Below are 13,617 nucleotides of genomic sequence, written 5' to 3' on the forward strand. Positions count from 1 at the left end.
TAATTATAATGAATTAGTGTAACAAAGGTCACTTTTAAATAGCTTAGGACGTGGTATTTTTATATTGAAAAATTAATAACACTATTCTTATGTCATTTTTAAGCAGCCTTTTTGGCACAAAATCATCGTCTGATCAAATAAAGAAATTATCTCCTGTAGATTTTAAGCAGGCTATTAAAAGTATGGACAAGACAAAACAATTAGTAGATGTAAGAACACCTAGCGAATTTAAGAGTGGTCACATTAAAGGCGCCGTTAATATTGACTTTTTTAACACGTCTAAATTTATGGATGCGTTACAAAAATATGATAAAGAAAAGGCCATTTATTTATACTGTCGTTCTGGTAGCCGTAGTAATAATGCCGCTAGAAAACTTGAAAACATAGGTTTTAAAGAAATTTATGATTTACAAGGTGGCTTTATGAACTGGAGGTAGACAACTTTATCTATTTAAATAGAAAATCAGGAGAAATATAAATAAAGCTATCAGTCGATTAAATCGCAGCAATTGAGCTTAATTATTTTCTCACAAACTATCAATTACTTTACATGAACCTAAGATGTTTCAATGGATATAAATGGAGAAAATCATTGAACTATACATCTTAAATTTAAAAAGTTACACGGTGCATTAATGCAGTTAGCTGAAATAGCAGATCATGTTCTAAAGTTACGTGTAACTCCATTACATACCATTCATAAATATTTATGACTTTCCTGAAATGGAATCTATGAAAATGTGACAGATGATCCCGCTTTCGCGAAAGCGAGATTTTAAAAAATTAACGGTTTTAAGTGACTATTGTAACATAAGAAACTAAGTCTAGAACCTATTTTTGTAAAACAAAATCATGTCACGATGGATACAGAAATTCTAGCCCGTATACAATTTGCTTTTACCATTGCCTTTCACTACATATATCCACCTTTAAGTATAGGGATAGGATTAATTATGGCAATTATGGAAGGTTTATATCTCAAAACCGGTAATAAACAATATGAGGTCCTGACTCGTTTTTGGTTAAAAATATTTGCGATCACTTTTGGGATAGGTGTTGCGACTGGTATCATCATGGAATTTGAATTTGGTACTAATTGGTCAGTTTACTCTAGATATGTAGGAGATATTTTTGGAAGTGCACTTGCTGCCGAAGGTCTCTTTGCATTTGGTCTGGAGAGTACTTTTCTAGGAATTCTACTTTTTGGGTGGAATCGAGTTTCTCCTAAGGTTCACTTCTTCTCAACTATAATGGTGTTCTTAGGTTCTATGTTTTCTGCGGTATGGATTGTTGTGGCAAATAGCTGGCAACAAACACCGGCCGGATACCATATCGTAGGTGAAGGATTTGATGCCAGAGCTGAAGTGACTGACTTCTGGGCTATGGTTTTTAACCCATCGAGTGTCGATAGAATCATTCACGTCTGGCAAGGTGCTTTTCTTGCTGGAACTTTTCTAGTTCTTAGTGTACATGCTTACTATTTATTAAAAGGTCGATATGTAGAAATATCAAAAAAAGCCTTTAAAATTTCCCTAGCCGTTGCAACTATTATTTCTTTAACACAATTGCTTTCTGGACACAGCTCTGCAGATGGCGTTGCCGTTAATCAACCGGCAAAGCTAGCTGCGATGGAAGGCCATTATGAAAAATCTGCACCTGCAGATCTATACCTGTTCGGTTGGGTAGATAATGACACGCAAGAAGTCACCGGTATCAAATTACCTGGCGGACTCTCATTTCTAGTACATCAAGATTTTGAAGAGCCTATCACAGGTTTAAACGCTTTTCCAGAAAATGAACGTCCTGGACAGGTAAATGCTGTTTTCCAGTTTTATCATATTATGATATCGATAGGCATGTTTTTAATAGGATTGACCTTATACGCATGCTATTTATGGTGGCGAGGTACTTTATTTGATAAAAAATGGCTGTTGAAGATATTTGCTTACTCAGTTCTTTTACCACAAATAGCAAATCAAGTAGGCTGGTTTGCTGCAGAGATGGGAAGACAACCATGGATAGTCTATGGTCATTTAAGAACTGATGAAGGATTCTCTCAAGAAGTATCATCTAATCAGATATTGTTCTCGTTAATTTTATTCTTAGTGGTTTACACAGTATTGTTTCTTTTATTTATTTATTCCGTAAATAAGAAGATAAAGCACGGCCCATATGACGAGGCAAAAAACCCAGATGAATTTTTAAAATACGTTTAAGACCAGCATTATGGAAACTTTTTTAGGTATAGATTACCCTACACTATGGTATTTAGTTGTTGGATTATTATTCTCAGGATATGCAATTTTAGAAGGCTTTGATTATGGTGCTGGAGCATGGCATTTATTTTTCAAAAAAGATTTAAGTCGACGTATCGCTATTAATGCCATAGGACCTTTATGGGATGCAAATCAAGTATGGCTTATTATAGGTGGTGGTGCCTTATTTGCAGGGTTTCCTGTGATGTACGCTACCATGTTATCTGCTATGTACATTCCATTTATGCTGTTTTTATTATTGCTGGTCCTAAGATCATCTGCCATTAAATTTAGAAGTTCTGAAGAGATGAAATGGTGGCGCACCACTTGGGACATCATCTACTTTATATCTAATACATTAATTGCATTTTTATTAGGAGTAGTTTTAGGTAATGTTTTACAAGGTTTTGAACTAGGAGAAAATTATACCTATAAAGGCGGGATTTTCTTTGCTTTTCTAAGTCCTTATGCCATCATGGCTGGATTTACAACACTATCTTTATTCATGACCCAAGGTGCTATTTTCTTGTTGCTTAAAACAGAAGGAAGACTACACAGCAGATTAACTTTTTTACTCAAAAAAGGGATGATTTTCTTTATCATTAGTTTTGCAGTAACCTCGTTATACACACTCATATTCTTACCAGGTGTGACTGATCGGTTTAAGGAACAACCATTATTTTTTGCACTTCCTATATTAGCATTTCTAGCAGTGGCAAATGTGCCTCGATTGGTCTCTAAGAAAAAATATTTTCAAGCATTGATCTTTTCATCTTTAACGATGGCCTTTTTATTAATGTTAGTAGCCTTTCAACTATATCCAGTATTATTACCATCAACGATAGATCCGGCTTTTAGCGTTACTATATACAATGCAGCATCTTCTCAAAAATCATTAGGAATCATGCTTACTATGGTAGTCGTAGGAGCTCCACTTCTTGCTGGATATCTTATCTTTTTATATAAAACATTTAATGGTAAAGTTCAATTAGACGATACCAGTTACTAGTCATAAAGTGTTATAATTACGCTTTCGCGAAAGCGAGATAAATCAACAAAAAGCCATCTATTAATAGGTGGCTTTTTAATTTAAATAAGGTTGAGTAACATAGGTTACTCTAGCAAGAAAAATAGCGAGTTAAATTTGCTTTACTAATCTCTTGTAATGAAGAAAATCTTATTATTTATAACCTTTAGCATTGCGATATTAACGCAAGCGACAGCACAGCAAACTACTCTAATTTCAAAAGAAGAAGTTGCTGAAAAAGTGGTTAAAAACAACAATTCTATAAAAATATCTGAGCAAGAATTTCTAGAAGCAAAAGCAGATTTTGATCAGACTAAAGCTGTTTTCTTGCCTAATATAACCGCAAGTCATACTGGTATTATCACCACTAATCCATTGATGGCTTTTGGTTCTAAATTAAATCAAGGAATCTTAACTTCAAACGACTTCAATCCAGATCTTCTTAATGATCCAGATCAGATTCAAAACTTTGCAACTATAATAGAAGTCCAACAACCCTTAATCAATATAGATGGATTGTACCAACGTAAAGCTGCAAGAGCCTCAATGGAAGCCGTTTTACTTAAAAAACAGCGCACAGAAGAATATCTATCTTTTGAAGTAGAAAACGCTTACATGCAATTACAACTAGCTTACAAAGGAATTGCGGTGCTAGAAAAAGTTCAAGAAGCCGCTCAAGAGAATTTAAAACTAGCGCAAAACAGATTAAAGCAAGGATACCTGCAACGTGCAGATGTATTAAACGTAGAAGTAAGACTTACAGAAGTTCAAAACCAACTACAAACTGCGCGTAGTAACGTGCAAAATGCATCTGACTATCTTTCTTATTTAATGGATGACAATGGTTATACCATATACCAGCCTAGTGATAGCTTAACGATTAAAAGCATCACTATAAAGGATAATAACTTTTCTGAAAACAGATCAGATATTAAAGCCATGCAGCTTGCTACTACTGCTTATGAAGCAGCAAACAAGGCAGACAAGATGGCTTTTCTACCTAGACTTAATGCATTTGGATCCTATGAATTGTATGATGAAAACCTATTTCAAGCAAGTGCAAATGGATATGTGGTAGGTGCACAATTGAGCTGGGATCTTTTTAAAGGATCACAACGTATCGGTCAGGCTAATAAAAGTAAAGCAACATTAGAGAAATCAAAATTACAATATGAGCAATATGTTTCTAAATCAAAATTAGAAATTAATAAAGCGCAGCGCATGCTAAATGATGCAGAAAACAGAATAAAACTAGCACAACTAGCACTGGATCAGTCTAAAGAATCATTACGCATACGTACCAATAGATTTAAAGAAGGTCTTGAAAAAACATCAGACCTACTAAATGCCGAAACGCAATTTGCTCAAAAACAATTAGAATATTATCAAACGGTTTTTGAATTCAACTATGCACAGGCGTATATCAACTTTTTAACCAAGTCAGAATAACAAATCCATCTAATAAAAGAGCCCAAGCTTTTTATTTATAAAATATAAAGAATGAAAAAATCATATATCCTATTAACCGCAGTCTTTACCTTACTAATAATGAGCTGTGGTGAAAAAGAGTCTCAACCAGTGGTGGACAATTCTCCTGCAATTCCTGTAACGGTACAGGCAGTAATTGACAACAATAGCAGTCCTTTTCTTGCGGTAAGTGGTAAAGTGCAAGCCGCAAATAGCGCACAATTAAGTACACGCATGATGGGATTTGTAAATAATGTTCTAGTTAACGTAGGTGATCCAGTAAAAAAAGGTCAGTTGTTAGTGTCCATTAATAATGCAGATTTACAGGCAAAAAAGGGACAAGTAAACGCAAGTATTACCGAAGCTACTGCAGCATTTAATAATGCTCAAAAAGATTACAACAGATTCAAAAACCTGTTTGCAGATAATAGTGCGTCACAAAAAGAACTAGATGACATCACGGCAAATTTTAACATGGCCAAGGCTCGTCTAGAAGGTACACAGCAAATGAAAAACGAAATTAATGCTCAGTTTGCTTATTCTAATATAACCGCGCCTTTTAATGGTGTTATTACTAGCAAAAACATTAAAAAAGGTGACATGGCAAATCCTGGACAGCCGTTACTTTCAATAGAGGCGCCTGGCGATTTTGAAGTAATGGCTATGGTACCTGAAACTGAGATCTCTCAAATTAAAAAAGAAACAGAAGTACAGGTAACGATATCTTCCATTCAACAAACATTAACTGGTAAGGTAAAAGAAGTAAGTACATCTGCACAACAAACTGGTGGTCAGTATCTAGTAAAAATAACGTTAGATAAAACAGATGTACCGGTTCTATCTGGCATGTTTGCCACTATTGCTTTCCCAGTTGAAAGAAAAGCTGCAAATCATAATGTTCTAATTCCGTCATCGGCACTTATTACAAAAGGTCAACTTACTGGTGTGTACACCATCAGCGAGAATAATACTGCTATGCTACGCTGGTTGCGATTAGGTAGAACTCTAGATGATCAAGTAGAAATATTATCAGGACTTAATGCCGATGAAAAATACATTACCTCATCAAATGGTAAGCTATTTAACGGTGCAAAAGTGACTATACAATAATTCAATATTGCGTTAAGGATAGTAGTGAAAATCCTTTTTGTGGTTTTTTTCGCTTTCGCGAAAACTGCCTTCAAAAAGATTGTAACGGATAGCCTGTTAAAACGCCCAAAAAATATATCTAATGAAAGAAGGATTAGCTGGTAAAGTTGCCAAAGTCTTTATGAATTCAAAGCTGACTGTGCTCTTAATGATCGTCTTTATGGTCGTAGGAGTATACAGCTCATTTTTAATACCACGTGAAGAAGAACCACAGATCGATGTACCTATGGCAGATATCTTTGTAGGTTATCCAGGTGCTAGCCCTACTGAGGTGGAATCTCGTGTTATTAAACCACTGGAGCAACTTATTTCTAACATCAAAGGTGTCGAGTACGTCTACTCTACTTCTATGAAGGAACAAGGAATGGTGATTGTACAGTTTTATGTAGGCGAGGATATTGAACGCAGTTTTGTAAAACTCTATAACGAGATCAATAAACACATGGATCAAATGCCTGAAGGCGTGACCATGCCACTGGTAAAAACACGTGCCATAGATGATGTCCCTATGCTAGGCCTTACTTTATGGAGTGAGAATTATAGTGATTATCAACTAGGACAGATGGCTCATGAATTAGAAGCCGAAATAAAAAAAATAAATGATGTCGCTATCACACATAAAATAGGTGGTAGAGAACGTCAATTAAGAGTTGTTTTAGATAAGGATAAACTAGCCTCTAGTGGTTTAGATTTTATGCAAGTATCTCAAATGATCAAGGCTAATAATGCCCAACTTAATGCTGGTAAATTTGATAAAAACGACACCGAGTTTATCGTTAACACTGGTGATTTTCTAGCCAGTACTACTGATGTTGAAAATCTTGTAGTTGGTGTGCAACAAAATCAACCTATCTATTTAAAACAAGTCGCTCAAATAATTGATGGACCAGAGGTACCTCAAAGTTATGTGAGTTTAGGCTTTGGTCAAGGAAGTGATAAAAAAACCGGTTTCTTATCTGAATATCCAGCGGTAACTATATCTGTTGCAAAACGTAAAGGTGCAGATGCTATGAAAATTGCAGATGTCATTATTACCAAAGTTGAACACCTGCGTAAGACTTTAATACCAGATGATGTACAAGTAGAAATTACACGTAATTATGGCGAGACGGCATCTCATAAAGTGTCAGAATTATTATTGCACCTTATAGGTTCCATTATTGCTGTAACCTTTGTTGTAATGCTAGCGATGGGCTGGCGTGGTGGACTCGTTGTATTTCTTTCTGTACCGATCACGTTTGCATTAACTTTATTGAGTTATTACATGCTGGACTACACCTTAAACAGGATTACCTTATTTGCATTAGTGTTTGTAACCGGTATTGTAGTTGATGATTCCATCATTATAGCAGAGAATATGCACCGACACTTTAAAATGAAGCGATTGCCTTTTAAAGATGCTGCCTTATATGCTATAAACGAAGTAGGGAACCCTACTATCCTAGCAACCTTTACGGTAATCGCATCTGTATTACCTATGGCTTTTGTATCTGGATTAATGGGACCATATATGGCACCTATGCCTATAGGAGCTTCCATTGCTATGATTTTATCTTTGTTTGTAGCCTTAACCATTACTCCATACTTAGGTTATATATTCCTAAGAGAAAAAGAGAAAAAAGGTGCTGTTGTAAAAACGGAGAAGCCGCTTGAAGAAACTCTTATTTATCGATTGTATAATAAATTTGAACGTCCTTTAATGGAGAATCGTTTCAAACGATGGTTATTTCTAAGTGGTACGTTTGTGATATTATTAGTTACCATGGGATTGTTTTTCACAAATTCTGTTGCGGTAAAAATGTTGCCATTTGACAATAAAAACGAGTTTCAAGTGGTCATAGATATGCCTGAAGGTACAACTCTAGAACGCACTGGTGTGGTCGCTCAAGAAATATCTCAGTATTTATCTACTAGACCAGAAGTAGTCAATTATCAAAATTACATCGGGACATCTGCACCTATCACTTTTAACGGACTAGTGCGTCATTATGATTTGCGTGGTGGTAGTAATATGGCTGACATACAAGTTAATCTAATTGATAAAGAAAAACGTAGTGCACAAAGTCATGATATCGCTAGCTTATTTCGTCCTGATATTCAAAAAATCGCTGCGAAGTATAATGCCAATGTAAAACTAGTTGAAGTACCGCCAGGACCACCAGTACTTTCCACAATTGTTGCAGAAATTTATGGTCCAGATTATGAGCAACAAATTACTGTAGCAAATGAGGTGCAAAATATTTTAAAGAACACGGATGATGTAGTTGATATAGACTGGATGGTAGAAAACGACCAAACTGAATATCAATTTACTATCAACAAAGAAAAGGCAATGTTATATGGCGTGGCACCGCAACAAATAGCCTACACCATGCACCTAGCACTATCTGATAGACCTGTAACTAATTTATATGATGAAGATGCAGTTCAACAAATAGGTATCGTACTAGCACTAGATGAAAAAGAGAAGTCAACGATTCAAGACATTTCACAACTTAAAGTTGCTTCTAATCAGGGAACCATGGTACCTATCGCAGACTTAGTAGAGATCAGTGAGTCTATAAGTGCAAAAAGTATTTATCGTAAAAATCAAAAAAGAGTCGTATACGTCATGGCAGATATGGCAGGAGAACTAGAAAGTCCTGCATATGCTATCCTAGGCATGGAAGAAAAATTAAAATCAATTCCTATGCCTGAAGGCTACAGTATAAGCGAAATGTATTTAGGTCAACCAGATTTTGAAGATGATTATACGGTAAAGTGGGATGGCGAATGGCAAATAACATTAGAAGTATTTAGAGATCTGGGAATTGCATTTCTAGGTGCCATTATATTAATCTACATATTGATTGTAGGATGGTTTCAAAATTTTAAAGCACCTATCGTTATGATGGTGGCCATACCGTTATCCCTAATCGGTATTATTTTAGGTCACTGGATTATGGGTGCTTTCTTTACCGCAACATCTTTTATAGGAATGATAGCCCTAGCCGGTATTATGGTTAGGAACTCTGTACTATTAATAGACTTCATTAATTTAAGAACTGCCGAAGGTGTGCCTCTTAAACAGGCTGCTATTGAAGCTGGTGCGGTACGTACCACTCCTATCTTGCTTACAGCAGGTACAGTTGTTATAGGCGCATTTGTCATACTATTTGACCCTATTTTTCAAGGGTTGGCAATATCATTAATGGGTGGAACTATTGTGTCTACTGTATTGACCCTACTGGTAGTACCATTAGTTTATTATATGATAGAAAAGAAAAATTATAAATAATAAAATCAAGCAATGTTAAATACATATTTTAGAGTAATCGTAGGTACCATGGTACTTTTAAGCGTGGTGTTAACCGTTTATGTAAACCCAAACTGGATGTGGTTTACGGTATTTATAGGTGTTAACCTTATACAGTCTGCATTTACAAAGTGGTGTTTACTAGAAACTATTCTAGTTAAATTGGGTGTTAAGAAAGAAGCAAAATGTTGTGCTGTAAAGTAGAAATATCAATACAGCACTTAAAATTGTTGTGAAGCCCAAATGATAGCCTCATCTAGTGTAGAACAAATTATAAAAGGCTTTGATAAAAAGTTTTTTTCAAAACTAGCTGTTTTGATTTTAATTCCATTGTCTGCAACTACAGCCATACCGATTAAATTCTCAACAGCTGCAACCTTAGGGTAAATTAACGGATTTACTGAATAGGAATACACTCGGTTAGAAATATAAATGAATTTTTGATCGCTGAAATGATTTTCAATCAACGCATGGAAGATATCGATATCATCTACTTCAACAGAATATCCCTCTTTAACTTGTACAATTAAATAAAGTTTAAAAATGAATATATCTGCATATCCTATATCGTAATGTTTTATTGATTTCATAAAGCTAAGTTGGTTCATAAAGATAGGCTTTTTATTAATTATAGCTATGTGATTTAGGTTCCGCTTTCGCGAAAGCGGAATTACTACAAACAATTGTCTAAAAATGAGAATCTCTCTGTTTTAGTGGCTTCAAATAGAGAAATTAATGAAAACGGTACGATTCTATACTTCATTTAGGACTCTTTAAGACCTAGCTATATCGTTTTAGTAGGTATCTTGAATTCTCTTAAAACAACCTATGAAAAGAATATTTTTACTAGCGCTAGCCATAGCTTTAATCTCATGTAATGATCAAAAGCTGACTTCTATAAACGTATCAAATATAGACGAGCTGCAAAGTGCAATTGACGACTCAAAAGCCGGAGATGTTATCACCATGAAAAACGGTATCTGGAAGGATGCTCAAATCAAATTTCATGGAATGGGAACAGAGCAAAAACCTATAGTTTTAAAAGCAGAAACACCTGGTGAGGTAATCTTAGAAGGACAGTCTTTTTTAAAATTAAGTGGTGAATATCTAGTTGCCAAAGATCTTTATTTTAAGAATGGATACACACCAGACGAAGCAGTTATAATATTTAGAAACTCCCCTGACTCTATCGCTTTTAACTGTCGTGTTACTGGTACAGTTATAGAAGAGTTTACACAACCTGATCGTCATAGAAAAGATCACTGGATAGAGTTTTATGGCAAACATAATGAACTAGATCACAGTTATATTGCTGGAAAATCTAATGAAGGACCTACTTTAAAGGTATATCTTAATGGTAACGAACATGTAAATAATTATCATAAGATACATGACAACCATTTCGGGCCTAGACCTAGAAAAGGTGGTCCTAAGGCTGAGACTATGCAACTAGGTGCTAGTACAACGTCTATGACACCGTCCTATACTCAAGTAACTAATAACCTTTTTGAAAAATGTAATGGTGAGGTAGAAATTATTTCTAGTAAATCTAATTTTAATAACTTTTCTAATAACGTATTTCTAGAGAGTGAAGGATCTGTAGTAACTAGACATGGTAATTATGCAACTATAAGTGGTAACATATTTATAGGTAATGATAACCCTTATGTAGGTGGAATACGTGTTATTAATACTGGTCACGTAGTAACTAATAATTATTTCTATAAAATGCGCGGTACAGAATTCCGTAGTGGACTGGCTGTTATGAACGGTATCCCTAAATCTCCTTTAAATAGATATAACCAGGTAACTGATGTAGTTATAGCGCACAATAGCTGGATAGACTGTGAACAACCTATACATTTTTCTGTAGGTGTAAACACTGATCAGGCAGAGGTTTTACCACCGTCTGAAATAAGATCTGCACGTCCTAAAAGAGTCATATTTGCTAATAATCTTGTTTATAATGACAGATTTACTTCTTATCCTATTAAGGCTTATGATAAAATAGATGGTGTGAAATTTAAAAACAATTTACTGTTAAGTAATAAAAACATGGATTCTGATCGTGAAGATTTCACATTAAAATCTATCTCTAATACGTTAGGTGACGAGCTTTTTTACACTCCTGCACAGTATGATGGTAAGTTATATGATGGTTATGGTTTTAATGATATCGATGTAGATCTTTTTGGTAAATCTAGAAACCAAGATCAAAATTACATAGGTGCTATTATCCCACCAGTGAGCGATAAAAAAGCAACGGTAGATTATTCTATTTATGGTGCAAAATGGTTTACACCTTCTACTGGAAATAAAGATATAAAAACTCATACAGTTACAAATGCGAGTGAGTTCATGGCAGCTATTAAAGATGCTAATTCTGAAGATATTCTTTCTTTAAAAGAAGGTACTTACTTGATAGATGAAACGATCACACTAGCTAAGGAGTTAAAAATAACATCTGCCAATAAAGATGCTAGAGCAACTATACAATTTGATAATTTAAAGACTGCTTTCTTAATGCAACCTAAAGGTATTTTACATTTAGAAAATTTAAATATTCTAGGTACTGCAGACCAAGATTTCTTCAGGACAGAAGATAAGGATATGTCTAAGGCATATGGTATACATCTTAATGACATAAGTGTTGAAAATTTCAAATCTGTGTTAGATGCGTCTAAAAGTTCATTTGCAGATGAGATTATAGTTAACAATTCTACTTTTAAAAACTGTATCAACGGATTTTTGCTAGACAAGGAAATAGATGATAAAGGAGATTACAACGTAGAGTTTCTAACTATAACAAAATCTAATTTTGACAACATATCTAACGAAGTGATAGATTTCTATAGAGGTGGTTATGATGAGTCTACCATAGGAGGTATTTTAAACCTTTCTGGCAACACTTTTACCAACTCTGGTAAACTAGATAAAGATGAAATTCTAATCAATACTAGAGGTATCGTAAACGTGACTTTTGAGAACAATACTTTTACTAATAACGACACTAAGTTTACAGCTGTTTTATGGGGTGCCAAAGGGCAACAACCGGTTAACAATACAGTTACTAACTCTGGTGAAATTAAAGTAGTTGAAAATATAGAATTGAAACTAGTTTATTAATTTAAAGAATATTGTAGAATTAATTTTTAATTCTCTTAAAGTAAAGCCTAATGATTTGAATGTCATTAGGCTTTTTTTATGTGCTTTCATATAATCCTAAAATCCATAAACACTAGTAAAATAGCGCCCAATCTTTCTAAATAGATATATATAAATCACTTATAAAGCTCGTATCGTAAACTATTACCTGCTTTTAGTAAACCTCCCTTATATCTCTTCATAAGGACATCATTGAACATGGTCAATCATTTGTATAATCTTATTCTATGCAAATTAAGTTCATGAAACAGCTCTTTCTATAGATTTATATAGCATCATAATACAAGAACACTTTGTACAAACATGGAAGAAAGCCTCTATTTTAAGATTTATAGTTCACTATCAAATTGAAAAATAAATCTCAAAATTTTGCATAAAAAAATCCCTGATAGGAAATCTATCAGGGATAATTCTTAAACATGTTGGCTAATTTATTGAAAAATCAAATTGATTTTTCAGAATTCATAGTATCTACTATTAGATACCTAATGCCTGACCACCACCTATTTGGATAGTTTCTGCAGTTATGAATGATGCATCTTTACTAGCTAAGAAAGAAACAACACCAGCAACATCTTCTGGCTGTCCTAGTCTACCTAATAAGATATTATTTGCCCAAGAAGCAAATACTTCTGGCTTAGTAGATTTGATTTGCGCATGGAAAGGAGTATCAATAGTACCAGGAGATACTGCATTTACTCTAATTCCATATTCTGCAAGATCCTTTGCAAGTGCTCTTGTAATAGCATGCACACCAGCTTTAGACGTTCCATAAATACCTGCACCTGGTCCACCAGCATTCCATGCAGCGTTAGAAGTATAGTTAATTATAGAAGGGTGTTCTCCATTTTTAAGAAATGGTATAGCTGCTCTTGATGCAAAAAATACAGAATCAAGGTTAAGAGCCATTACAAATCTATAAAACTCAGTAGTCATCTCTTCAAATCTAGATCTACCACCTAAACCACCAGCGTTGTTTACTAGCACATCAATTCTACCATATTTATTACCTATTTCAGTAATATTAGCAGTTACAGCATCTTCTTTAGTAACATCAAAACCTAGGTATTCAGCAGTAACACCTTCAGCAGTAAGTTCTTCAACTCTTTTTGCTCCAGCCTCATCATCTATACCGTTTAAAACAACCGTATAACCATCTTTACCTAATCTTTTTGCTACTTCAAAACCGATACCACCAGTTGCCCCAGTTACTACCGCTACTTTTCCTTCAAATTTCATATTATTGATTTAGTTTAAAT

Annotated in this window: 10 protein-coding genes; 8 read left to right on the top strand and 2 right to left on the bottom strand. The window is 34.5% G+C overall.

What is annotated here, in order from left to right; genetic code table 11:
* Positions 1 to 89: 89 nt before the first annotated feature.
* The 7 genes from LY01_RS10120 (at position 90) to LY01_RS10150 (ending at position 9,397) form a co-directional block, all read left to right on the top strand.
* The gene (locus LY01_RS10120) at positions 90 to 437 is read left to right on the top strand and encodes a rhodanese-like domain-containing protein (protein WP_104515735.1); all 348 of its coding nucleotides are present in this window, start codon (positions 90 to 92) and stop codon (positions 435 to 437) included.
* Positions 438 to 860: 423 nt separating this feature from the next.
* Complete coding sequence (locus LY01_RS10125; protein ID WP_104515736.1) at positions 861 to 2,216, top strand: cytochrome ubiquinol oxidase subunit I; 1,356 nt, start codon at positions 861 to 863, stop codon at positions 2,214 to 2,216.
* Positions 2,217 to 2,226: 10 nt separating this feature from the next.
* Positions 2,227 to 3,264: a cytochrome d ubiquinol oxidase subunit II gene (gene cydB / locus LY01_RS10130; protein ID WP_104515737.1), complete on the top strand. Its 1,038-nt coding sequence runs from the start codon at positions 2,227 to 2,229 to the stop codon at positions 3,262 to 3,264.
* A gap of 156 nt (positions 3,265 to 3,420) precedes the next feature.
* A complete protein-coding gene (locus LY01_RS10135; protein WP_104515738.1) occupies positions 3,421 to 4,731 on the top strand; it encodes a TolC family protein in 1,311 nt (436 codons plus the stop codon).
* Positions 4,732 to 4,782: 51 nt separating this feature from the next.
* Positions 4,783 to 5,859, top strand: coding sequence for an efflux RND transporter periplasmic adaptor subunit (locus LY01_RS10140; RefSeq protein WP_104515739.1), 1,077 nt, complete (start codon positions 4,783 to 4,785; stop codon positions 5,857 to 5,859).
* Positions 5,860 to 5,980: 121 nt separating this feature from the next.
* Positions 5,981 to 9,175: an efflux RND transporter permease subunit gene (locus LY01_RS10145; protein WP_104515740.1), complete on the top strand. Its 3,195-nt coding sequence runs from the start codon at positions 5,981 to 5,983 to the stop codon at positions 9,173 to 9,175.
* A gap of 12 nt (positions 9,176 to 9,187) precedes the next feature.
* Positions 9,188 to 9,397, top strand: coding sequence for a YgaP family membrane protein (locus LY01_RS10150; RefSeq protein WP_104515741.1), 210 nt, complete (start codon positions 9,188 to 9,190; stop codon positions 9,395 to 9,397).
* A 17-nt stretch (positions 9,398 to 9,414) separates the two neighbouring features.
* Here the strand turns inward: LY01_RS10150 and LY01_RS10155 are convergent, their stop codons facing one another.
* A complete protein-coding gene (locus LY01_RS10155) occupies positions 9,415 to 9,783 on the bottom strand; it encodes a hypothetical protein (RefSeq protein ID WP_104515742.1) in 369 nt (122 codons plus the stop codon).
* Positions 9,784 to 10,021: 238 nt separating this feature from the next.
* Here LY01_RS10155 and LY01_RS10160 point away from each other — a divergent pair, with 238 nt between their 5' ends.
* Positions 10,022 to 12,319: a chondroitinase-B domain-containing protein gene (locus LY01_RS10160; protein ID WP_104515743.1), complete on the top strand. Its 2,298-nt coding sequence runs from the start codon at positions 10,022 to 10,024 to the stop codon at positions 12,317 to 12,319.
* A 516-nt stretch (positions 12,320 to 12,835) separates the two neighbouring features.
* Here the strand turns inward: LY01_RS10160 and LY01_RS10165 are convergent.
* Positions 12,836 to 13,597, bottom strand: coding sequence for an SDR family NAD(P)-dependent oxidoreductase (locus LY01_RS10165; protein ID WP_104515744.1), 762 nt, complete (start codon positions 13,595 to 13,597; stop codon positions 12,836 to 12,838).
* Positions 13,598 to 13,617 lie beyond the last annotated feature (20 nt).

It is taken from the genome of Nonlabens xylanidelens (assembly GCF_002934445.1).
In the GTDB taxonomy this organism is placed as follows: Bacteria; Bacteroidota; Bacteroidia; order Flavobacteriales; family Flavobacteriaceae; genus Nonlabens; species Nonlabens xylanidelens.